Source organism: Luteimonas sp. Soil_C_16 (genome assembly GCF_057657295.1).
The window spans coordinates 80,505-101,685 of the sequence record NZ_JBDGIS010000006.1; the positions used below are offsets into that span (position 1 = coordinate 80,505).

Here is a 21,181-nt window from a genome sequence, read left to right on the forward strand (position 1 = left end):
CACACGGTGCTGGCGTGGAGAAGCGGCATGCGGATCAGCGCAGACCGGTCTCGTTGCGGGCGATCACCAGACGCTGGATCTCGCTGGTGCCTTCGTAGATTTCGGTGATCTTGGCGTCGCGGAAGTACCGCTCGATCGGCATTTCCTTCGAGTAGCCCATGCCGCCGTGGATCTGCAATGCCTGGTGGGTGATCCACATCGCGGCTTCCGATGCGGTGAGCTTGGCGATCGCGGCCTCGTTGCTGAAGCGCTTGCCCTCGCCCTTGAGCCAGGCCGCGCGCAGCGTGAGCAGCAGCGCCGCATCCAGCTTGCACTTCATGTCGGCGATCTTCGCCTGGGTCATCTGGAACGCGCCGATCGGCTGACCGAAGGCCTTGCGCTCCTTGACGTAGGCGATCGTCGCCTCGTACGCGGCGCGGGCGATGCCGATCGCCTGCGAGGCGATGCCGATGCGGCCGGCATCGAGCACGCCCATCGCGATCTTGAAGCCCTGACCTTCCTCGCCGAGCACGTCGCCGGCCTGGGCCACGTAGTCCTGGAATTCGATTTCGCAGGTCGCCGAGGCGCGGATGCCGAGCTTGGGCTCGGTCTTGCCACGATGGAACCCGTCGCGGCTGCCGTCGACGAGGAAGGCGGTGATGCCGCGCGCGCCCTTGTCGGGCTCGGTGACCGCGAACAGCACGAAGTACTTGGCGACCGGGCCGGAGGTGATCCAGCTCTTCTTGCCGTTGATCACGTACGTGCTGTCGGGCTGCTTGACCGCGCGGCACTTCATCGCCGTGGCATCGGAGCCCGACTGCGGCTCGGTCAGCGCGAACGCGCCGATCTCGCGGCCTTCGGCGATCGCGCGCACATACTCCTGCTTCTGCGCCTCGGTGCCGTGGGTCAGGATGCCGTTGCAGAACAGCGAGTTGTTGACCGACATGATCGTCGAGTGCGCGGCATCGGCCGCGGCCACCTCGACCATCGCCAGCACGTAGGAGATCGGGTCCATGCCCGCGCCGCCGTACTCGTCGGGCACTTCGATGCCCATCAGGCCGTTCTCGCCGAGCACCTTCATGTTCTCGACGGGGAAGTCACCGGTCCGGTCGTGATGTTCGGCGCTGGGTGTGATCCGCTCCTGGGCGATCCGTCGCGCAATGTCCTGGATCATCAACTGCTCTTCGCTGAAACCGAACTCCACGGCGTGCAACTCCTGCTCGAAAACGATCCGGCGATTGTAACGTTCCAACCCGGTAAAACACCCGCAAAACCGGTTCCGCAGTGCAGCATGAATCGACCGGAAACAGCGCGGCGGACGCGACGCTTCGCATCATGCAAACGGTGTATGACAGGCGCCGGATCGCGTGACCGTAGCGTGACGCCGACGCCCGACAACCTTGACCCCACCGCCGCGCGCCCCGACAATTATCTCTATATCGCGATATGGAGATATTGATGGATCTGGAGGCCTGGTCCGCGCGCCTGAAAGTGCTCGCCGATCCCACGCGTGTGCGCCTGCTCGCCCTGCTCGAAGTCGAAGAGCTGACGGTGGCCGAGCTGTCCTCGATCACCCGCCTCGCGCAGCCGCGCGTGTCCACGCATCTGGCGCGGTTGAAGGAAGCCAACCTCGTGCGCGACCGCCGCGCCGGCGTGTCTGCCTACTACCGCTTCGACGACGCCGCGCTCGATCCCGCGCAGCGTGCGCTGTGGCAGGCGCTGTCGACCGGCAGCGACGATCCGCTGCTGCGGCAGGACGCCGAACGCACGCCTGCGGTGCTGGCGACGCGCGCCGCCGACCAGAGCTGGGCCGACACCGTGGCCGGCGACATGGAGCGGCACTACTCGCCCGGCCGCACCTGGGAAGCGCTCGCGCGCTCCGCGCTGCCGCTGCTGGAGACCGGCGACGTGCTCGACATCGCCTCGGGCGACGGCGTGCTGGCCGAGCTGCTGGCGCCGCATGCGCATCGCTACGTCTGCCTGGACGCCAGCCGGCGTGTGGTCGCGGCGTCGACCGAACGGCTCAAGCGCTTCACCAACGTCGAAGTGCGCGAAGGCGACATGCACGCCCTGCCCTTCGAGGCCGGCAGTTTCGATCTCGTGGTGCTGATGCACGCGCTGACCTATGCGACCAAGCCCGCCCAGGCCGTCACCGAAGCCGCGCGCGTGCTGCGACCGGGCGGGCGTCTGCTGCTGTCGAGCCTGGACCGGCACGGTCACGAAACCGCGGTGCAGGCCTACGGCCACGCGAACCTCGGCTTCCCGGACAAGGAACTGCGCCGCTTCGTCACCAAGGCCGGGCTGGAGATCCACAGCGCCGAAACCGTCACCCGCGAGAAGCGTCCGCCGCATTTCCAGGTGATCTCGATCATCGCGAGGAAGCCATGACCACGTGGCTGCACCCCGAACGCGTCGCGGCGCTCGATGCCGCGCTGGCCAACCGCATCCTCGTGCTCGACGGCGCGATGGGCACGATGATCCAGCGCTTCGAACTGACCGAAGCCGACTATCGCGGCGAGCGCTTCGCGCAGGGCTACGACGCGCTGCATGCGGCGCAAGGCCACGCGCACGGTGCCGGCTGCGGCTGCGATAGCCATGACCAGCGCGGCAACAACGACCTGCTCACGCTCACGCGGCCCGACATCATCCAGGGCATCCACGCCGACTACCTCGCCGCCGGTGCGGACATCGTCGAGACCAACACCTTCAATTCGACCGCGGTGTCGCTGGCCGACTACCGTCTGCAGCACCTGGTCCACGAACTCAACGAAACCGGCGCGGCATTGGCGCGCGCGGCCTGCGACGCCGCGCAGGCACAGACGCCGGATCGCCCGCGCTTCGTCGCCGGCATTCTCGGGCCGACCAGCCGCACCGCGTCGATCAGCCCGGACGTCAACGATCCCGGCTATCGCGCCGTGACCTTCGACGAACTCGTGTCGATCTACCGGGATGCATCGCACGGCCTGATCGACGGCGGTGCCGACATCCTGATGGTCGAGACCGTGTTCGACACGCTCAACGCCAAGGCGGCGCTGTACGCAATCGAGACCGTGTTCGACGAACGCGGCGGGCGTCTGCCGGTGATGATCTCCGGCACGATCACCGACGCCTCCGGCCGCACGCTGTCCGGACAGACCGCCGAAGCGTTCTGGTACTCGCTGCAGCACGCGCGTCCGCATGCGGTGGGCCTGAACTGCGCGCTCGGTGCGAAAGACCTCCGCCCGCACGTCGAAACGCTGTCGCAGGTCGCGCAGACGTACGTGTCCTGTCATCCGAACGCCGGCCTGCCGAATGCGTTCGGCGGCTACGACGAAACGCCCGAGGACATGGCCGAGGTGCTGCGCGAATTCGCGACCGCCGGTCTGTTGAACATCGTCGGCGGCTGTTGCGGCACGTCGCCCGACCACATCCGTGCGATCGCCGAGGCCGTCGCCGATGTGGCCCCGCGCCGACCGCCCGCGACATTGGACGTCGCCGCATGACGCGTCCCCGCCACACCCGCCTGTCCGGCCTCGAGCCGCTGATCGTCACGCCGGAACTGCTCTTCATCAATGTCGGCGAGCGCACCAACGTCACCGGCTCGGCGGCGTTCCGCAAGCTGATCAAGGAGAACCGCTACCCCGAGGCCGTCGAGGTTGCGCGCCAGCAGGTCGAAGGCGGCGCGCAGATCCTCGACGTCAACATGGACGAGGGCATGCTCGATTCCGAGCATGCGATGACGACGTTCCTCAACCTGATCGCCGCCGAGCCCGACATCGCGCGCATTCCGGTCATGGTCGACTCCTCGAAGTGGACCGTCATCGAAGCCGGCCTCAAATGCCTGCAGGGCAAGGGCGTGGTCAATTCGATCTCGCTCAAGGAAGGCGAAGCCGCGTTCCTCGAACAGGCGCGCAAGGTGCTGCGCTACGGCGCGGCGGTCGTGGTCATGGCCTTCGACGAGGTCGGCCAGGCGGACACGAAGGACCGCAAGGTCGAGATCTGCACGCGCGCCTACAAGCTCTTGACCGAAGTCGTCGGGTTTCCGCCCGAGGACATCATCTTCGACCCCAACATCTTCGCGATCGCGACCGGCATCGCCGAGCACGACAATTACGCGGTCGACTTCATCGAAGCGACCCGCGAGATCAAGGCGACGCTGCCGCACTGCCACGTCTCGGGTGGCGTCTCCAACGTGTCGTTCTCGTTCCGCGGCAACGAGGTCGTGCGCCAGGCGATCCACGCGGTGTTCCTGTTCCATGCGATCAAGGCCGGCATGGATTTCGGCATCGTCAACGCCGGCGCGATGCCGATCGTCGACGATCTCGATCCCGAACTGCGCGAGTGCGTCGAGGACGTGGTGCTCAACCGCCGCAGCGATTCGACCGAGCGCCTGCTCGATCTCGCCGAGCGCTACAAGGGCAAGAAGGGCGCGGCGCGGGTCGAGAACACCGCCTGGCGCGAGGCACCGGTGCAGCAGCGGCTCACCCACGCGCTGGTGCACGGCATCGACCAGTACGTGGTCGAAGACACCGAGGAAGCGCGGCAGTCGTTCACGCGTCCGCTGGATGTCATCGAAGGCCCGCTGATGGCCGGCATGAACGTCGTCGGCGATCTGTTCGGCGCCGGCAAGATGTTCCTGCCGCAGGTGGTCAAGTCGGCGCGCGTGATGAAGAAGGCGGTGGCCTACCTGCTGCCCTACATCGAAGCCGAGAAGCTGCGCACCGGCGACGCGGGCAAGAACAACGGCCGCGTGCTGATGGCGACGGTCAAGGGCGACGTGCACGACATCGGCAAAAACATCGTCGGCGTAGTGCTCGCCTGCAACAACTTCGAAGTCGTCGATCTCGGCGTCATGGTCGCCACCCAGACCATCCTCGACAAGGCGCGCGAAGTGCAGGCGGACGTGATCGGTCTGTCGGGCCTGATCACGCCCTCGCTGGAGGAAATGAGCCACGTCGCCCGCGAGATGAAGCGCCAGGGTTTCGAAACGCCGCTGCTGATCGGCGGCGCGACGACCTCGCGCGCCCACACCGCGCTGAAGATCGCACCGCATTACGCCTCGCCGACCGTCTGGGTGAAGGACGCCTCGCGCGCGGTCGGCGTGGTGCAGTCGCTGATCAGCCCGGAACTGCGCGGCGCCTTCGTCGCCGCCAACGATGCCGACTACGCCGAGATCCGCCAGCGTCATGCCAATCGTGGCGACGCGAAGCGGCTGGTCTCGCTGGCCAAGGCGCGTGCGCAGCGCTTCGACGGCGACTGGGGCCAGTACACGCCGCCCACGCCCCACAAGCCCGGCGTGCACGTGTTCGACGACTATCCGCTCGAGGACCTGGTCCCGATCATCGACTGGACGCCGTTCTTCAACGCCTGGGAGCTGTTCGGCAAGTACCCGGCGATCCTCAGCGACGAGGTCGTCGGCCCGCAGGCCACCGAACTGTTCAACGACGCGCAGGCGATGCTGCGCAGGATCGTCGACGAGAAGTGGCTGACCGCGAAAGCCGTGTTCGGCCTGTGGCCGGCCAACAGCATCGGCGACGACGTGGTGCTGCAGCACGAGCGCGGCGACGCCACGCTGCACTTCCTGCGCCAGCAGGTCGACAAGCCGGTCGAACGGCCGGACTTCTGCCTCGCGGACTTCATCGCGCCACAGGACAGTGGCAAGCAGGACTGGATCGGCGCGTTCGCGGTCACGGCCGGCATCGGCATCGATCCGCACGTCGCCCGTTTCGAGGCCGCGCACGACGACTACAACGCGATCCTGCTCAAGGCGCTGGCCGATCGTCTGGCCGAAGCGCTGGCCGAGCGGCTGCACCAGCGCGTACGCACCGACTACTGGGGCTATGCGACCGACGAAGACCTCGACAACGATGCGCTGATCGCCGAGAAGTACCGCGGCATCCGCCCGGCCCCCGGCTATCCGGCGTGTCCGGAGCACAGCGAGAAAGGCCGGCTGTTCGAGCTGCTCGATGCGACCGCGCACACCAGCATGACGCTGACCGAAAGTTTCGCGATGCTGCCGACCGCCGCGGTCTCGGGCTACTACTTCAGCCATCCGAAGAGCCAGTACTTTGTTGTAGGCCGCGTGTCGAAGGAACAGGCGCAGGACTACGCGAAGCGCAAGGACGCCACGCTCGCGCAGGTCGAACGCTGGCTCGCGTCGAACCTCGACTACGACCCGGAATAGCCCCCGCGCGGAGCCATGGACACGCGACCGCCACCTGGCGGTCGTTAGGCTGGACCGTCCCTTCATCGCACAAGGACGCCCGCATGTCCCCACGCCCCGGCGCGCTCGTCGCGCTCGCCGCCACGGTCTGCCTCGCCGCCTGCAGCGGCCCCGCACAGAACGCCGCCGACACCGGCGCATCCAGCGCTGCGTCCGATCCGGATACCGGCGTGATCGTCATCGACAACGCACGCGTGTTCGACGGCGCACGCGACCTGGGTGAAGTGTCGCTGGTGATCCGCGACGGTCTGATCGAACGTATCGCCGAGGCCGGCGCGAACGATCTGCCCGAAGACGCTGAACGCATCAACCATCGCGGCCGCTTCGTCATCCCGGACCTGGTCAACGACCACGCGCACGTCGGCAACACACGCGGCACCGCGCACGGCGATCGCTTCTACACGCAAGATCAGGTTTCGGCCGACCTGCGCAAGTTCCAGGCCTACGGCATCACCACGGTCGCATCCTTGGGCATGAACGGCAGTGCGTTCGGCGAGATCCGCGCTGCGATCAACGCAGACCCGATGCTGGGCGCCCAGCTTTACGGCGCAGGCGGCGGTGTCGGCACGCCTGATGGCGCGCCGCCGGCCGCGAACATGGGTCTGTCGGATGATCCCGTCGCCCGTCCCGCCGATGCGGAAGGCGCCCGCGCGGCCGTGCGCGCGCAAGCCGAATCCGGCGTCGATCTGATCAAGCTCTGGGTCGACGATCTCGGCGGCAAGTCGCCGCAGATGACGCCCGAGGTCTACAAGGCCGCGATCGAGGAAGCGCATCGCCACGATCTGCTGGTGGCCGCGCACATCCATGATCTGGTGCCGGCTGCCGATCTCGTCGCCAGTGGCGTCGACATCATCGCCCACGGCATCCGCGACCAGGCGATCGGTGCGCCGCTCATCGACGCGATGAAGGCCGCGGGCACCGGCTACATCGCCACGCTGCAGATCGACGAAGCGAACTACATCTACGCCGAGCAGCCGGACTGGCTGGACACACCGTTTCTGCGCAACGCCCTGCCCGCCTCGGTGCGCGCGCAATGGTCGGATGCGTCATGGCGCGAAAAGAAACTTGCCGATCCGGCGACGCAGACCCACCGCGACGCGCTGGCGGTGAATCTCGCCAACCTGTCGACGCTGCGCGAGGCCGGCGTGCGTATCGGCTTCGGCACCGATGCCGGCGCACTGCCGCACCGCGTGCCGGGCTTCGCCGAGCATCGCGAACTGGAACTGATGGTCGACCAGGCCGGCTTCAGCCCCGAACAGGCCCTGGTCGTCGCCACGAGCGCGGCCGCGCAGCTGCTGCGCTTCGACGATCGCGGTCTGCTGCAGCCGGGCAAGCGCGCCGACTTCATCGTGCTGTCGGCCGATCCGCTGGCCGACATCCGCAATACGCGCAGTATCGAAGCGGTGTGGCAGGCCGGTCGCAAGGTCGCCGGCCCGATCGCCGACTACGACGCGCAGGCGCGGGACTGATCGACGCGCGAACGCGATCCGCGCTTCGGCGCGGGTCGCGACGTGGGCGCTGCGAGACGATCAGGGCAACAGGAAGGACACGCCGAAGCCGCCGGTCCAGTCGTCCTCGTCTTCGGCGAATCCGCGCAGCACCGACAGATCCAATTGCACCGCAGGCGCGACGCGCCAGGTGATGCCGGTGCCCAGCGCGCGCGAACGCTGCGCGCCGGTGCCGAGCCCGGCTTCCACGTACGCACCGACGGTGTCGGTCGACAGGAAGGTGTAACTCGGCGAGACCGTCCAGCCGGTGCCGTTCTCGTCGCGCGTGCCGTTGACGTAGAACGCGAGATCGCCGGTCGCGACGCTGACACCGAGATCCTGCTGCGCACGCTCGGCGCGGAGGTCGGTCGCGCCGGTCAGCACGCCCTGCCGCGCGAGCACCGCCCACTGCGTGTCGTCGTTCGAACCCGGCAACACCCACTTCAGCGCAATGCTGCTGTCGCCACCGCCGTGCACGCGTTCGCGTGCATCGGCGCTGCGCGTGCGCTCCCACACCCGGCTGTCGCTGCCGATCTGCAGCTCAAGATCTTCGGCAAGACCCACCCGCAACAGACTCGCGGCGGCGTAGCGCGTGGTGCGCACGCCGTCGCTGTCGTCATGGCCGATGTCGGGCAGGCCCTGCTCCCAGGCGATCTGCCCGGGCGCCAGCACCGAGGGCGAGAAGCCGATGCCGGGCCGGTCGAACTCGACCTCGGACGCGTCCTGCGCCTGCGCGGCCGCGCAGACCGAGGCGAGCAGGCCGATCGCGCCTGCACGCATCGCGAGCCGCATGGACGCGGACGTGCTCACCAGACGAGATCGTCCGGCACCTGGTACATCGGATCGCTGTAGGGATCGTCCGCGGCGGGTGCATCGGGATCGATCCGCAGCGCGACCGACGGCGCGAAGATCGCACCGGCCTCTTCCAGCACCGCGGCGGTCACCAGCAGGTAGCGGCCGTTGAGCTGCACGACGCCGAGCTCGCCCGCGTTGAGCGCCTTGAGCTGGGCCTCGTCGACGTGGATGCGCTTGATCTTGCCGCCGTACTCGAAATGACGGGCGATCTCGGCCTCTTTGATGTTGAGCGACTTGTCGGCCAGGAACACCTCGAGCTTCGCGCGCGCCTCGCGGCGCAGTCGGGCCTCTTCCTGTTTGACGCGCTCGGCCTCGATGCGCTCGTCCTTCTCGCGCTGGGCGCGGATGGCGAAGGCCTTGGCCAGATCGATGTCTTCGCGCGGCGGGCGCTTGCCCTGCGGCGCGCCGCGACGCTCACTGTTCGCGCGCGGCTTGCCGTCGCTACGCGGCGCACCGCTGTTGCGGGCCTGCGGACGCGCGGTGGTGTCGCCACGCGGCGCGCCGGGCTTGCCGTCGGCATTGCGGCCGGCAGGCCGCGGGCCGCGCCGGTCGTCGGGCCGCGGACGACGCTCGTCGCGGCGGGAACTGGGCTTGGGCGCAGCCGGTGCCGGCGCCTTGAATCCGAGGCCGAGCAGCTGGTCGCGGAGGGAATCGGTCATCGCTGTCGACCTCAGTAATGCGGGGGTGGCGGTTCTTCCGACGCGTCGGGGAACTGCACGGTGCGCGCCTGGCGCAGGTCGTCCATCATCCGGCGCAGCAGCCCGGTCTGGGCGCTCAGCTCGAGTCGCGCCTGGCTCAGCGCATCGTTGAGCTCGCCGATGGTCTGCTCCTGGAACGCGAGTCGCGTTTCCAGTTCGGTGACGCGCGATTCCAGCGCGTCGTGTCCGGTGTCGTTCATTGCATTCTCGATGGACCGGCGCGCCGCACGGGGCGGCGCACCGGCCGGGGTCTTACTTGACGATGTCCTGCAGCTCGACTTCGAACACCAGCGCCTGGTTCGGGCCGATCGGACCCGAGCCCATCTCGCCGTAACCCAGCGCCGCCGGAATCCACAACTCGTACTTGCTGCCGACCGGCATCAGCTGCAGGCCTTCCTGCCAGCCCGGGACGACCTGGTTGAGCGCGAACTGCGCCGGCTCGCCGCGATCGATCGAGCTGTCGAAGGTCTCGCCATTGAGCAGCGTGCCCTTGTAGTGCACGCGCACGGTGTCGTTCGGGCCCGGCTTGGGACCGGTGCCTTCGGTGATCACGCGGTACTGCAGGCCCGATGCGGTGGTCTGCACGCCTTCGCGCTTGCCGTTCTCGGCGAGGAACTTCTCGGCCTCGGCGGCGTTGGTCTTGGACTTGGCTTCCATCTCCGCGACCTGCTTGGCCTGCATGCGCTCACCGAACTTCTGCATGATGCCCATGGCCTGCTCGTCGCTGATCTCGATGGCCTTGTCGTCGAGCGTTTCGCTGATCGCGCGCTGCAGCGTCTTGACGTCGATCTCGTCCTTGATCTGCTTGAGCTGCTCGCCCATCTGGTTGCCGATGATGTAGCTGATCTGCTCGCGCTCGCCCTTGAGGCCGGCGATCTCGCCGCCTTCGGCCGGCGTTTCGGCGGCCGCGCCTTCGGCCGGCTTGCCGGTTTCCTTGTCGATCGGCTTGCAGGCGATCATCGCCAGCGGCAGGACGGCGGCGAGGCCGGCGATGGCGAGGCGCTTGGTGTTCTTCATGCGGTCAAAACTCCGGGATGAGGGATCTGGAACGGACGGCCGCTGACAGCGGACGGCGGGAGGTGAACGGTGAATCCAGGAACGGAAGATCAGAGGATGTCGATCAGTTCGACATCGAAGACGAGCGTCGAGTTCGCCGGAATGTTCGGCGGACTGCCGCGCACCCCGTAGGCCAGCTCGCCGGGAATCCAGAAGCGGTACTTGCCGCCGATCGGCATCAGCTGCAGACCTTCGGTCCAGCCGGCGATGACCTGGTCGAGGCCGAACACGGCCGGTTCGCCGCGGCTGTAGGAGCTGTCGAACTCGGTGCCGTCGAGCAGCGTGCCGCGGTAGTGCACGCGCACGCGGTCGCCGGCGCGCGGACGCGGGCCCTGCCCCTGCTTCTCGACGCTGTACTGGATACCCGAGGCGGTCGCGAACACGCCGGCCTTGCCGCGGTTGGCGGTCATGAAGGCGATGCCGGCCTGGCGGTTGTCGTCGGCGGCGCGCGCGGTGCGCAGCTGGCCACGCGTGATCATCGCCTGGCGCGCCTGGGTGATCTCGTCGGCCGACAGCGTCGGCGGCTTGCCGTCGATCGTGTCGCGGACGCCGCGCATCAGCGGCGCGATGGCGATCTCGTCGCGCATCGCGGTCAGCGAACGCCCCACATCGGCGCCGATCATCTGGCCGACCTTGGCACGATCCACCGCGGGCGGTTCGCTGCCCGGCGGCAGGCCCGGCACCGGACGTCCGCTGCGCGAGGCGACGCGTTGCGCCAGCGCCTGGCCGATGCGCTGCGTCTCCGCCTGCTCGAGCGCGGGCGGCTTGCCGGCGAGCGCGGCTGCCACCGCGGCTTCGAACGCGGCCAGATCGAGATCGGGCGTCACCTGCGCGAGCTGGGCGGCCATGTCCATGCCGACCACGTAGCTGCTCCTGTCGCGATCGGTGCCTTCGGCGGCGACGGCCAGCGTGGCCACCGGTGCCAGCAGCAACGCAAGGGCTGCGGCACGCATCTGATTCAACATCCGCATGGTTCTCCTGCCCCGGATACGGAGCGATGCAGCCCGCTATTGTCGCGGGCGCGCGGCGGCGGAGCAATCGCGCCCGCCGCGGGCTTCAGCGGGCGGCGGGCCTGGGCGCGGCCAGCGCGCGCTCGATCGCAGCGAGGATCTGCGGATCATCCGGCTTCGTACGGCTGCCCCACTGGCCCAGCACCCGCCCGTCGCGACCGACCAGATACTTGTGGAAGTTCCACTGCGGCGCCTGGCCAGTGGCCTCGGCCAGTTGCTTGAACAGGGGCGTCGCGTCGGGACCGATCACGTGCACCTTCTGGAACATCGGGAACTTGACGCCATAGGTCAGCGTGCAGAACTCCTGGATCGCCGCCTCGTCCTCGAATTCCTGTTCCTTGAAGTCGCCCGACGGAAAGCCCAGCACCGCGAACCCGCGTGGGCGCAGGCGCGCATGCATGGATTCGAGCGCTTCGTATTGCGGGGTGAAGCCGCACTTGCTCGCGGTATTGACGATCAGCACCACATCGCCACCGTAGGCACGGCGCAGATCTACGGTCTCGCGGACCGCGAGCTGGCGGAACTGGTGATCGAGCACGCCACGCGGCGCCGCCGGGCCCTGCGCGAACGCAGCGCCCGCCACCAGGGTCGCTCCCACTGCCAGCGCCACGCGCCGGAACCACCGATTGCCACGCATGTCGCGATCTCCTGGACGGCCGGTGAACCGTGCCATCAGTTGGGTAGAAATTTCGGAATGACGCGTTGACACCTGCTGCGGTGGTGTTATAGTAACCTACAACACCTACCCACTAGAGCAGGACGGTCCTCATGAACCGCAGGCTCCACACCCCGATCATCGCATGCACCGCCTCCGCTCTGGCGCTCTCGGCCGGCCTGCTGTTCGCCGGTCCGGCGCTGTCGGCCGGCGAGCTCGTACCGCAGCCCGTCACCGTCGCGGTGGCCGCGAAGGCCCGCGCCCAGGCCGAGCGCACTGCGACGACGACCGACATCGAAGCGGAGACCCCGCGTCCCCGCACCCGCCGTGCGCGCAGCGGCTTCGCCCTGCCGTACTTCTCGTTCGCGCGGGGCGCTGGTGGAAGGAGCTGAGGCCATGGCCAATATCGAATGGAGCGACGGCGCTCCCATCTACCGCCAGCTGAAGGAACGCGTCATCGCGATGATGCTCGACGGCGTCCTCAAGCCCGGCGACGCGCTGCCCTCGGTGCGCCAGGTGGCCGCCGACTACCAGCTCAACCCGATCACCGTGTCCCGCGCCTACCAGGAACTCGCCGACGAGGCGCTGGTGGAGAAGCGCCGCGGCCTGGGCATGTTCGTCACCGAGGAAGCCTCGAAGAAGCTGCGCAGCAGCGAACGCGAGCGGTTCCTGCACGACGAATGGCCGCAGGTGGTGGAACGGATCGAACGCCTGGGGCTGTCGACCCGGGACCTGCTGCAGTCCATCGGCAATGGAGCCAACGAATGAACGCCGTCATCGACACCCCGGTGATCACCGCGCGCAACCTCAGCAAGACCTACAAGGGCGCGCGTGCGCTCGACGGCGCCAGCTTCCAGATTCCGGCCGGCCGCATCGTCGGCCTGATCGGCCCCAACGGCGCCGGCAAGACCACCGCGCTCAAGGCGCTGCTGGGCCTGATCCGCTTCGACGGCGAGATGTCGGTGCTGGGCCGCGACCCGCGCACCGAGCGCGATGCGCTGATGAACGATGTCTGCTTCATCGCCGACGTCGCGGTGCTGCCGCGCTGGATGCGGGTGCGCGACGCGATCGATTTCGTCGAAGGCGTGCATCCCCGTTTCGACCGCGCCCGCTGCGAGCGCTTCCTGGCCAATACCAAGCTGAGCCCGAAGCAGCGTGTGCGCGAGATGTCCAAGGGCATGATCGTGCAGCTGCATCTGGCCCTGGTGATGGCGATCGACGCCAAGCTGCTGGTGCTCGACGAGCCGACGCTCGGCCTCGACATCCTCTACCGCAAGCAGTTCTACCAGCGCCTGCTGGAGGATTACTTCGACGAGCAGAAGACGATCATCGTCACCACGCACCAGGTCGAGGAGATCGAACACATCCTCACCGACGTGCTGTTCATCCAGAACGGCAGGATCGTGCTCGACGCGCCGATGGACGATGTCGGCGAACGCTTCGTCGAAGTGCTGGTCAACGCCGAACACCTCGACGCCGCCCGCGCCCATCGTCCGATCGACGAACGCGCCCTGCCCTTCGGCAAGACCGTGATGCTGTTCGACAACGTGCCCGTGTCCACCCTGTCGACGTACGGCGAAACCCGCACCCCGGGCCTGGCCGACCTGTTCGTGGCCACGATGAAAGGAGCCTACGCATGAATGCCGCCGCCGAATCCGTGGACACCCCGGTGCCGTCCCGCACGTTCGCACCGACCCACCCCACCCACCGCTTCCGTCTGCTGCTGCGGCGCGAGTACTGGGAGCACCGTGGCGGCATCTTCTGGGCGCCGATGATCGCCGGTGGCGTATCGCTGCTGCTGTCGCTCGGCCTGCTGGTCGCCGGCATCGTGTTCGCCCACAAGGCGGTCGCGGAGGGCAACCTCGTCCAGCACAACGGTGTGACCATCAACGGTCTGGATCTGGGCACCCTGGCCCAGCAGCTGACCAGCGATGATCTCTACCAGCTGTCGGAAGGCATCACGATCACGCTGGCGCTGTCGGCCACCTGGCCGTTCCTGGTGATGATCTTCGTCGCGTTCTTCTATTGCTTGGGCGCGCTCTACGACGACCGCCGCGACCGCAGCGTGCTGTTCTGGAAGTCGCTGCCGGTGTCCGACACGGCCACCGTCCTATCGAAGGTCGCGACGGTGACGCTGGTGATTCCCCTGTTCGCCACGCTGTTCGCGATCGTCATCATGTTCGCGTTCCTGATCGCCCTGAGCATCGCCGCAGCGGCGCACGGCGCAAATCCGTTCCCGCTGCTGTGGGGCAATGGCTCGGTGTTCATGCTCTCGGGGCAGTTCCTGGCGGCGATTCCGGTGTATGCGGCCTGGATGTTCCCGACAGTCGGCTGGCTGCTGCTGTGCTCGGCCTGGGCCAAGAGCAAGCCGTTCCTCTGGGCGCTGCTGATCCCGCTGGCCCTGGGCGTCGCGACGTCGATGACCGGCCTGCTGCAACTGATCGGGCTGGAGCGCCACTGGCTCTGGGGCAACGTGATCTCGCGGATGCTGCTGGGCACCGTACCGGTGACGGGACGTGATCTGGCATACGCCCAGTCCGGTTCGGTGCAGGCCAGCGAGATGTTCTCGATCCCCGGCATGTACAGCAACTTCCTCGAGCCCTCGATGTGGGTCGGCCTCATCGCCGGTGCCGTGATGATCGCGATCTCCATCCGCCTGCGCCGCTGGCGCGAGGAAGGCTGAGCCACCCCGTTTCTCCTCGCCATCGCCTGATTCCGGAGACCACCCATGAAAGCTGCAGCCTTCACCGCATTCGCCCTTGCCCTGTGTCTGCCGCTGGCCGCCTGGTCGGCGCCGCCCGAGAGCGGCGGCGTGCGCGAGGAGATCCGCCGGGATCTGGAAGACGCCCGGCGTGACATCCGCACCGATCTCGCCAAGGCCCGCGCCGAACTCGACACCGAGAATCTCGACGTGACCCACAGCCTGCAGGCCAATGGCGATGCGCGCCGCAACCGTAAGACGAAGACGGAACCGGCGCTGCCGAAGGCCGAGATCACCCCGCAGGGCGACTTCCTGATCGAGGGCGAGGCCGTCGCCATCGATGCGGCGCAGCGCCGCCAGTTGCTCGACTACCGCGGCATGGTCATCGAGGTCGCCAAGGCCGGGATCGACATCGGCGAGGTCACTGCACTGGCCGCCGTGGATTCCGTCGACCGCGGCGTGTTCTCGCTGATGGTCGGTGCGATGACCGGCAGCCTGGAGCGGCGCATCGAGCGGACCGTGCGCAATACCGTCGGCCCCGGCGTGCTGCTGATCTGCGACCGCATGCCTGCATTGCGCGACGCGCAGCAACGTCTCGCCAGCGATCTGCCGGAATTCCGGCCCTACGCCCGGCTCGAAGCCCGGGACGCCGACAGCTGCCGCAACGAGGTCCGCCGCGAGTTCGCGGGGCGCTGAGGTCGCGATGGCCGGACGGCTCGCGCAGACCCATCGATTCAGGGTAGCGTCAGCCACCACGCATCCCGGCCCCGCACTGCCGCGGGACGGTCACTTCGCCAAGGAGTCCACGACATGACGCCAGCTCACACCGCTCGCCCGCTGCTCGCCACGCTCATTGCCGCATCGCTCGTTTTGCCGTTCGCCGCGCAGGCCGAAGACAGCCCGCAGTGCCGGCACAGCCAGCCGCGCGACCTGGCGCTGCAGCTCGACGGCGTGCGCACGGTGCGCTTCGAGATCGGCAACAGCAAGTTGCGCGTGGAAGGCGCCGCACGTCCGGACGCGACGCTGCGCGGCCGCGCCTGCGCATCGAGCGAAGCCATGCTGGCGTCGCTGGTGCTCGAGCAGCAGCGCTCGGGCGACACCCTGACCGTCATCGCGCGCCGCACGTCGAATTCGACCGGTTGGATGGGCAACCAGTACGCCTACATGGATCTGTCCGGCCAGGTGCCGGCAAACGTGCTGGTGCAGACCGTCGTCGGATCCGGCGATGTCTGGGTGACCGGGGTGTCCGCGGCGAGCGCCGATGTCGGATCCGGCGATGCCGAACTGCGCCGCATCGAGGGCCGCGCGACCGCCAAGGTCGGCTCGGGCGACATCACCGTCGACGAGGCCGGCGAACTCAAGGTGCTGTCGATCGGCTCGGGCGACGTCGAAGCCCGCCGCATCCGCGGCGCGGTCGAAGTCGGCAGCATCGGCTCGGGCGATTTCAAGCTCGAAGGCGCGGGTGGCGACGTCCGTATCGGCAGCCTCGGCTCCGGCGACATCGACCTGCGCGACGTGCAGGGCAGCGTGCACGTCGGCTCGATCGGCTCGGGCGACGTCGATGCCCGCGGCATCGGCGGCGATCTCGAAGTCGCGGCCAAGGGCAGCGGCGAGGTCTCGCACCGCGACGTGCGCGGCACAGTCAGCGTGCCGCGCAAACGTTGACCTTCCTACAGAGACATATCCGGAGTCCGACCATGCAGACCTTCCCGTCCCGCGCCCTGCCCCTGGCCCTGCTGCTCGCCTGCGCGGGCACGCTGACCGCCTGCGGGCGTGACGAAGCACCCGCACCCGCGAGCGGTGACGCCACCACGGCGCCGGCCGAGGAAGGTTTCGTGGCCCGCACCACCCGCCGCGCGCTGGAAACGGCGCGCCAGGATCTGGTCGAGAAGAACATCAGCGTCGGCGGCAGCGGTGGCGGCGGACTGAACGTCAACGGCTTCCGCTTCGGCGGCGACGACACGCGCACGTCCAACCTGCCGAAGGCGGAGATCAGTCCGGCTGGCGATTTCCTGGTCGACGGCAGGACGGTCGAGATCGACGCCGCGCAACGCGAACTGCTACTGGCGCATCGCGCCAACATCATCGCGATCGCCGAGGCCGGCATCACGATCGGTATCCAGGGCGCCCAGCTCGGCGCCGAAGCCGCGAAGGGCGCGATCGCCAGCGCGCTGTCGGGCGAGTCCGCGGACTTCGAGAAGCGCATGGAAGCCGAGGGCGCGAAGATGGAGGCCGAAGCCGACAGGCTGTGCGACAACCTGCCGCCGCTGCTCGCCTCGCAGCAGGCCCTCGCGGCCGCGCTGCCGGCCTTCCAGCCTTACGCGACGATGGATGCGATCGACGTCGAGGACTGCCGCAAGGACACCGTCGTCCATCGCGACAACGAAGCCGCGGAAGCGGATGCCGCGGCCGAGCCGACATCGAAATGACGCTGGCACCTGGCGCCAGGTGCACGAAACGAAAAAGACCGGCCATTGGCCGGTCTTTTCTTTGTTGAAACCCTTGAAGACTCAGCCGCCGCCGCTGGCGCCTTCGTGGATGCCGCCCTTGGTCAGTTCGGCGGGATCGAGCAGGGTATCGAGTTCCGTATCCGACAGTCCGCTGTCCTCACGGGCGATGTCGAGCACAGGACGCTGTTCCTTGTAGGCGCGCTTCGCGATTGCCGCCGCCTTTTCGTACCCGATGATCGGGTTGAGCGCGGTGACCAGGATCGGGTTGCGCGCGAGCGCGGCGTCGACGTTCTCGCGGCGCACCTTCAGGCCGGCGATCGCGTCGTCGGCCAGCAGCCGGGTGACGTTCGACAGCAGCTGGATCGATTCGAGCAGATTCGCCGCGATCAGCGGCAGTGCGACGTTGAGCTGGAAGTTGCCGGTCTGCCCGGCCACGGTGATCGCCGCGTGGTGGCCGATGACCTGCGCGGCGACCATGACGGTGGCCTCGGGAATCACCGGATTGACCTTGCCCGGCATGATCGAGCTGCCCGGCTGCAGCGCCGGCAGTTCGATCTCGCCCAGACCGCCGAGCGGCCCGGAGTTCATCCAGCGCAGATCGTTGGCGATCTTGATCAGCGCGACCGCGAGCGCGTTGAGCTGGCCCGACAGTTCGACGGCGTCGTCCTGTGTCGCGATGCCTTCGAACTTGTCTTCGGCCGAGTCGAAACTGGTGCGCGTCAGCGTCGACAACGTACGTGCGACCTTCTTGCCGAATTGCGGATGCGCGTTGATGCCGGTGCCGATCGCGGTACCGCCGATCGGCAGGCGGCGCAGACGCTTGAGCGCGTCGCTCAGGCGCGCTTCGGCGGACGCCAGTTGCGAGGACCACGCGCCGAATTCCTGCGCGAAGGTCAGCGGCATCGCATCCATCAGATGCGTGCGGCCGGTCTTGACCACCTTGCCGAGCGAACGGCCGCGCTTGTCGATCGTGCGGCGCAGATGCTTGAGGGCAGGCAGCAGGTCTTCGACGACGGCGAGCTGCGCCGACACGCGGATCGCGGTGGGCACCACGTCGTTCGAGCTCTGGCCCAGATTGACGTGATCGTTGGGATGCACCTTGCGCGTCGCGGTCGACGCCAGCGTCGCGATGACCTCGTTGGCATTCATGTTCGACGAGGTGCCCGAGCCGGTCTGGTAGATGTCGACCGGGAAATGCGCATCGTGCTTGCCGTCGGCGACTTCGAGCGCGGCAGTGCGGATCGCCTTGCCGGCTTTCTCCGGCAGCAGGCCCAGACCCGCATTGACCTCGGCGGCCGCGGCCTTGACCAGGCCCAGCGCACGGATGAAACCGCGCGGCATCGGCCGGCCGGAAATCGGGAAATTCTGCACGGCGCGCTGGGTCTGCGCGCCCCACAGGGCGTCGGCAGGCACCTGCAGTTCGCCCATGCTGTCGTGTTCGGTACGGAACGCAGTCGCGTCGTGGGTCTTGCGCATCGATTCGGCTCCAGGAGGGGGAATGACTCGGCTGGCACGGTCGCTGGCGTCGTGTCCGCAGGATACGCGAGGGCCGTACAGGCTAAAATGACGGCTTCGCCCGCTGCGCCCCACGCCTCCCATGTCCGACACCCAGAAGACCGAAGCCGCCCTGCTCGCCCTGTCGCCGCTCGACGGCCGCTACGCCACCAAGGTCGATGCACTGCGTCCGATCTTCTCGGAGTACGGCCTGATCCGCGCCCGCGTGCGGGTGGAGATCGAGTGGCTGCTGGCGCTGGGCGACGAGCCGGGCATCGCCGAACTGCCCGCGTTCGACGACGCGCAGCGCGCCCGCCTGAAGTCGCTGGCCGAGGACTTCTCGGTCGGTGATGCCGCGCGCGTCAAGGCGATCGAACGCACCACGAACCACGACGTCAAGGCAGTCGAGTACTTCATCAAGGAGCAGCTCAAGGATGATGCCGCGCTGGCGCCCTCGCTCGAGTTCGTGCATTTCGCCTGCACCAGCGAGGACATCAACAATCTGTCCTACGCCCTGATGCTGTCCGAAGCGCGCCGGGACGTGCTGCTGCCGACGCTCGACACACTGATCCAGACGCTGCGCACAATGGCCCACGACCACGCCGCGCTGCCGCTGCTGTCGCGCACCCACGGCCAGACGGCATCGCCGTCGACGGTCGGCAAGGAACTGGCGAACGTCGTCGCCCGTCTGCAGCGCCAGAGCGAACAGCTGTGGGACGTCGCGCTGACCGGCAAGATCAACGGCGCGGTCGGCAACTACAACGCACACGTCGTCTCGTATCCGGATGTCGACTGGCCGGCGTTCTCGCAGCGCTTCGTCGAATCGCTGGGCATCGAGTTCAATCCCTACACCACCCAGATCGAGCCGCACGACTGCGTCGCCGAGATCAGCGACGTGCACAAGCGCATCAACACGATCGGCATCGATCTGTGCCGCGACATCTGGGGCTACATCTCGCTGGGCTATTTCAAGCAGGCCTTGAAGGAAGGCGAAGTCGGCAGCTCGACGATGCCGCACAAGGTCAACCCGATCGATTTCGAGAACGCCGAAGGCAACTTCGGCATCGCCAATGCGTTGTTCGAACATTTCGCCGCCAAGCTGCCGATCAGCCGCTGGCAGCGCGACCTGACCGACTCCACCGTGCTGCGCGCGCTGGGCACCGCATTCGGCCACACGTTGATCGCACTCGATGCGCTGCAACGTGGCCTGGGCAAGCTCAGCGTCAACCCCGAGCGCCTGGCCGCCGATCTCGACGCCTCGTGGGAAGTGCTGGCCGAAGCCGTGCAGACGGTGATGCGCCGCCACGGCCTGCCCAACCCCTACGAGCAGCTCAAGGCCCTGACCCGCGGCCAGGGCATCACCGCCGAGTCGATGCGCAGCTTCGTCGACGGGCTGGACCTGCCGGCCGAGGACAAGGCGCGCCTGCGTGAGCTGGTGCCGGGCGGCTACACCGGCCTGGCCGAACAGCTCGCCCGCGAAATCTGACCGTCCGACAGCGCGACGCGGACTGAACATTCGCGTCGCTAGGCTCGCGGCGACTTCACTTGCCGACGGGACCGCCATGCGACATCTGCCGCTGCTGCTCTGCCTCACCGCCTTCTCGTTGACCGCCTGCGATCGACAGCCGTCACCGGCCGACGCGTCGGCTGGCGCATCGCCGACGCAGACCGCGTCGCAGGTTGCATCCGCGGCGGTGTCCGGCGTGCTGACCGATCCGGCCAGCGGGGCGCAGTGCAGCGGCCAGGACGTGGCGATCACCCGAGACGGCTTCGATCTCGTCCTGAACGGCGACTGCGGCGCCGTGGTAATCACGGCGTCCGATGGCGCGGTCAATGTCGAACATGCGACCTCGGTGCGGGTGGAAGGCAGCCAGGTGACCGTGCTCAACAGTCATGTCGGCAACGTCGACGTCCGCGGCACCGACAACACCTTGAACCTGACCGAGGTTGACGCGCTGGAGATCTCCGGCGATCGCAACACGGTGCTCGCGCGGCGGATCGACCGGGTGACGTTCAGCGGCGCCTCGAACGTCGTCAATCCCGACAACACGCCGGCGCTCGAGGATTCGGGCACCGGCAATCGCGTGATGTGACGCGGCGCGAAGACCCATGCGCATCCTGCTCAATCTCGACGTCGACGATCTCGACCGCGCACTGGCGTTCTACGTCGCCGCGTTCGGACTGGCGCCGGCGCGGCGCTTCGGCGAACACGGCGTGGAGCTGCTGGGCGCCGATGCGCCGCTGTATCTGCTGCGCAAGTCGGCAGGCAGTACCGGCGCAGGCAACGCACCGCGTGATTACGCACGGCACTGGATGCCGCTGCACCTCGATGTCGTCGTCGACGATCTCGATGCGGCGTTGACCCGGGCGCTCGCCGCCGGCGCCGTGCAGGAAGGCGCCATCCGCGACGAGGCCTACGGGCGGATCGTGCAGCTGGCCGATCCGTTCGGGCATGGATGGTGTCTGCTGGCCTTCAGTGCGCGCGGGTATGACGCGGTTGCGACATGACGCGATGGGATGCGAAATAGCTGGCTACGCTCTGGTCGTCATCGCGGCGAAGGCCTGGATCCAGTGACTTGTCTCTATCAACGCGC

General features: G+C 68.0%; 22 protein-coding genes. 14 read left to right on the plus strand and 8 right to left on the minus strand.

From position 1 onward, the window contains the following. Positions 1-34: 34 nt before the first annotated feature. Positions 35-1,183, minus strand: a complete 1,149-nt coding sequence (locus AC3A5T_RS12460; protein ID WP_487628845.1) for an acyl-CoA dehydrogenase family protein — start codon at positions 1,181-1,183, stop codon at positions 35-37. Positions 1,184-1,437: 254 nt separating this feature from the next. On the opposite strand from AC3A5T_RS12460, the gene AC3A5T_RS12465 reads away from it, so the two are divergent. From AC3A5T_RS12465 to AC3A5T_RS12480, 4 genes are all read left to right on the plus strand, one after another. Then, a complete protein-coding gene (locus AC3A5T_RS12465) occupies positions 1,438-2,367 on the plus strand; it encodes an ArsR/SmtB family transcription factor (RefSeq protein WP_232134822.1) in 930 nt (309 codons plus the stop codon). Then, the gene (locus AC3A5T_RS12470; protein WP_487628846.1) at positions 2,364-3,461 is read left to right on the plus strand and encodes a homocysteine S-methyltransferase family protein; all 1,098 of its coding nucleotides are present in this window, start codon (positions 2,364-2,366) and stop codon (positions 3,459-3,461) included. The genes AC3A5T_RS12465 and AC3A5T_RS12470 overlap by 4 nt, the downstream gene beginning before the upstream one ends. Continuing rightward, on the plus strand, positions 3,458-6,142 hold the full coding sequence (metH, locus tag AC3A5T_RS12475; RefSeq protein WP_487628847.1) for a methionine synthase: 2,685 nt from the start codon (positions 3,458-3,460) through the stop codon (positions 6,140-6,142). Before AC3A5T_RS12470 ends, metH begins: the two co-directional genes overlap by 4 nt. A gap of 83 nt (positions 6,143-6,225) precedes the next feature. After that, positions 6,226-7,650, plus strand: a complete 1,425-nt coding sequence (locus AC3A5T_RS12480) for an amidohydrolase family protein (RefSeq protein ID WP_487628848.1) — start codon at positions 6,226-6,228, stop codon at positions 7,648-7,650. Between the two features lie 60 nt (positions 7,651-7,710). Here AC3A5T_RS12480 and AC3A5T_RS12485 read toward each other — a convergent pair whose 3' ends face one another. From AC3A5T_RS12485 to AC3A5T_RS12510, 6 genes are all read right to left on the minus strand, one after another. Further along, complete coding sequence (locus AC3A5T_RS12485; protein WP_487628849.1) at positions 7,711-8,478, minus strand: transporter; 768 nt, start codon at positions 8,476-8,478, stop codon at positions 7,711-7,713. Continuing rightward, entirely contained in the window at positions 8,475-9,182 is a 708-nt protein-coding gene (locus AC3A5T_RS12490; RefSeq protein WP_487628850.1) for a DUF2058 domain-containing protein, read from the minus strand. The genes AC3A5T_RS12485 and AC3A5T_RS12490 overlap by 4 nt, the downstream gene beginning before the upstream one ends. 11 nt (positions 9,183-9,193) lie before the next feature. Next, entirely contained in the window at positions 9,194-9,421 is a 228-nt protein-coding gene (locus AC3A5T_RS12495) for a SlyX family protein (RefSeq protein WP_310238660.1), read from the minus strand. Between the two features lie 52 nt (positions 9,422-9,473). After that, positions 9,474-10,238, minus strand: a complete 765-nt coding sequence (gene bamJ / locus AC3A5T_RS12500) for a BamJ family beta-barrel-assembly machinery protein (RefSeq protein WP_487628851.1) — start codon at positions 10,236-10,238, stop codon at positions 9,474-9,476. Positions 10,239-10,327: 89 nt separating this feature from the next. Then, the gene (locus AC3A5T_RS12505) at positions 10,328-11,230 is read right to left on the minus strand and encodes an FKBP-type peptidyl-prolyl cis-trans isomerase (protein ID WP_487628852.1); all 903 of its coding nucleotides are present in this window, start codon (positions 11,228-11,230) and stop codon (positions 10,328-10,330) included. 103 nt (positions 11,231-11,333) lie between these two features. Next, on the minus strand, positions 11,334-11,924 hold the full coding sequence (locus tag AC3A5T_RS12510) for a glutathione peroxidase (RefSeq protein ID WP_487628853.1): 591 nt from the start codon (positions 11,922-11,924) through the stop codon (positions 11,334-11,336). A gap of 131 nt (positions 11,925-12,055) precedes the next feature. Between AC3A5T_RS12510 and AC3A5T_RS12515 the strand changes: the two genes are divergently transcribed. The 7 genes from AC3A5T_RS12515 to AC3A5T_RS12545 all read left to right on the plus strand — a co-directional run bounded on the left by AC3A5T_RS12515 (position 12,056) and on the right by AC3A5T_RS12545 (position 17,072). Continuing rightward, positions 12,056-12,334, plus strand: a complete 279-nt coding sequence (locus AC3A5T_RS12515) for a hypothetical protein (protein ID WP_487628854.1) — start codon at positions 12,056-12,058, stop codon at positions 12,332-12,334. A 4-nt stretch (positions 12,335-12,338) separates the two neighbouring features. Continuing rightward, positions 12,339-12,710 (plus strand): GntR family transcriptional regulator, encoded by a 372-nt coding sequence (locus AC3A5T_RS12520; RefSeq protein ID WP_310150180.1) that lies wholly within the window; start codon positions 12,339-12,341, stop codon positions 12,708-12,710. Then, a complete protein-coding gene (locus tag AC3A5T_RS12525) occupies positions 12,707-13,582 on the plus strand; it encodes an ABC transporter ATP-binding protein (protein ID WP_487628855.1) in 876 nt (291 codons plus the stop codon). Before AC3A5T_RS12520 ends, AC3A5T_RS12525 begins: the two co-directional genes overlap by 4 nt. Next, positions 13,579-14,625, plus strand: coding sequence for a hypothetical protein (locus tag AC3A5T_RS12530; protein ID WP_487628856.1), 1,047 nt, complete (start codon positions 13,579-13,581; stop codon positions 14,623-14,625). The genes AC3A5T_RS12525 and AC3A5T_RS12530 overlap by 4 nt, the downstream gene beginning before the upstream one ends. A 45-nt stretch (positions 14,626-14,670) precedes the next feature. After that, positions 14,671-15,339 carry a hypothetical protein gene (locus AC3A5T_RS12535; protein WP_487628857.1) on the plus strand — a complete coding sequence of 223 codons (669 nt, stop codon included), beginning with the start codon at positions 14,671-14,673 and terminating at the stop codon, positions 15,337-15,339. Positions 15,340-15,453: 114 nt separating this feature from the next. Further along, entirely contained in the window at positions 15,454-16,308 is an 855-nt protein-coding gene (locus tag AC3A5T_RS12540) for a DUF4097 family beta strand repeat-containing protein (protein ID WP_487628858.1), read from the plus strand. 32 nt (positions 16,309-16,340) lie between these two features. Beyond that, a complete protein-coding gene (locus AC3A5T_RS12545) occupies positions 16,341-17,072 on the plus strand; it encodes a hypothetical protein (protein WP_487628859.1) in 732 nt (243 codons plus the stop codon). Positions 17,073-17,153: 81 nt separating this feature from the next. On the opposite strand, the gene AC3A5T_RS12550 is transcribed toward AC3A5T_RS12545, so the two are convergent. Continuing rightward, positions 17,154-18,569 carry a class II fumarate hydratase gene (locus tag AC3A5T_RS12550; protein WP_487628860.1) on the minus strand — a complete coding sequence of 472 codons (1,416 nt, stop codon included), beginning with the start codon at positions 18,567-18,569 and terminating at the stop codon, positions 17,154-17,156. 121 nt (positions 18,570-18,690) lie between these two features. Here AC3A5T_RS12550 and purB point away from each other — a divergent pair, with 121 nt between their 5' ends. The 3 genes from purB (at position 18,691) to AC3A5T_RS12565 (ending at position 21,095) form a co-directional block, all read left to right on the plus strand. Continuing rightward, complete coding sequence (gene purB / locus AC3A5T_RS12555) at positions 18,691-20,073, plus strand: adenylosuccinate lyase (RefSeq protein ID WP_487628861.1); 1,383 nt, start codon at positions 18,691-18,693, stop codon at positions 20,071-20,073. Positions 20,074-20,149: 76 nt separating this feature from the next. Next, positions 20,150-20,680, plus strand: a complete 531-nt coding sequence (locus tag AC3A5T_RS12560) for a DUF3060 domain-containing protein (RefSeq protein ID WP_487628862.1) — start codon at positions 20,150-20,152, stop codon at positions 20,678-20,680. Between the two features lie 16 nt (positions 20,681-20,696). Further along, positions 20,697-21,095 carry a VOC family protein gene (locus AC3A5T_RS12565; RefSeq protein WP_487628863.1) on the plus strand — a complete coding sequence of 133 codons (399 nt, stop codon included), beginning with the start codon at positions 20,697-20,699 and terminating at the stop codon, positions 21,093-21,095. Positions 21,096-21,181 lie beyond the last annotated feature (86 nt).

Coding starts and splice junctions, on each gene's coding strand:
- AC3A5T_RS12465 (WP_232134822.1), top strand. CDS start 1,438: ATGGATCTGGAGGCCTGGTCCGCGCGCCTGAAAGTGCTCGCCGATCCC.
- AC3A5T_RS12470 (WP_487628846.1), top strand. CDS start 2,364: ATGACCACGTGGCTGCACCCCGAACGCGTCGCGGCGCTCGATGCCGCG.
- metH (WP_487628847.1), top strand. CDS start 3,458: ATGACGCGTCCCCGCCACACCCGCCTGTCCGGCCTCGAGCCGCTGATC.
- AC3A5T_RS12480 (WP_487628848.1), top strand. CDS start 6,226: ATGTCCCCACGCCCCGGCGCGCTCGTCGCGCTCGCCGCCACGGTCTGC.
- AC3A5T_RS12490 (WP_487628850.1), bottom strand. CDS start 9,182: ATGACCGATTCCCTCCGCGACCAGCTGCTCGGCCTCGGATTCAAGGCG.
- AC3A5T_RS12495 (WP_310238660.1), bottom strand. CDS start 9,421: ATGAACGACACCGGACACGACGCGCTGGAATCGCGCGTCACCGAACTG.
- bamJ (WP_487628851.1), bottom strand. CDS start 10,238: ATGAAGAACACCAAGCGCCTCGCCATCGCCGGCCTCGCCGCCGTCCTG.
- AC3A5T_RS12505 (WP_487628852.1), bottom strand. CDS start 11,230: ATGCGTGCCGCAGCCCTTGCGTTGCTGCTGGCACCGGTGGCCACGCTG.
- AC3A5T_RS12510 (WP_487628853.1), bottom strand. CDS start 11,924: ATGCGTGGCAATCGGTGGTTCCGGCGCGTGGCGCTGGCAGTGGGAGCG.
- AC3A5T_RS12515 (WP_487628854.1), top strand. CDS start 12,056: ATGAACCGCAGGCTCCACACCCCGATCATCGCATGCACCGCCTCCGCT.
- AC3A5T_RS12520 (WP_310150180.1), top strand. CDS start 12,339: ATGGCCAATATCGAATGGAGCGACGGCGCTCCCATCTACCGCCAGCTG.
- AC3A5T_RS12525 (WP_487628855.1), top strand. CDS start 12,707: ATGAACGCCGTCATCGACACCCCGGTGATCACCGCGCGCAACCTCAGC.
- AC3A5T_RS12530 (WP_487628856.1), top strand. CDS start 13,579: ATGAATGCCGCCGCCGAATCCGTGGACACCCCGGTGCCGTCCCGCACG.
- AC3A5T_RS12535 (WP_487628857.1), top strand. CDS start 14,671: ATGAAAGCTGCAGCCTTCACCGCATTCGCCCTTGCCCTGTGTCTGCCG.
- AC3A5T_RS12540 (WP_487628858.1), top strand. CDS start 15,454: ATGACGCCAGCTCACACCGCTCGCCCGCTGCTCGCCACGCTCATTGCC.
- AC3A5T_RS12545 (WP_487628859.1), top strand. CDS start 16,341: ATGCAGACCTTCCCGTCCCGCGCCCTGCCCCTGGCCCTGCTGCTCGCC.
- AC3A5T_RS12550 (WP_487628860.1), bottom strand. CDS start 18,569: ATGCGCAAGACCCACGACGCGACTGCGTTCCGTACCGAACACGACAGC.
- purB (WP_487628861.1), top strand. CDS start 18,691: ATGTCCGACACCCAGAAGACCGAAGCCGCCCTGCTCGCCCTGTCGCCG.
- AC3A5T_RS12560 (WP_487628862.1), top strand. CDS start 20,150: ATGCGACATCTGCCGCTGCTGCTCTGCCTCACCGCCTTCTCGTTGACC.
- AC3A5T_RS12565 (WP_487628863.1), top strand. CDS start 20,697: ATGCGCATCCTGCTCAATCTCGACGTCGACGATCTCGACCGCGCACTG.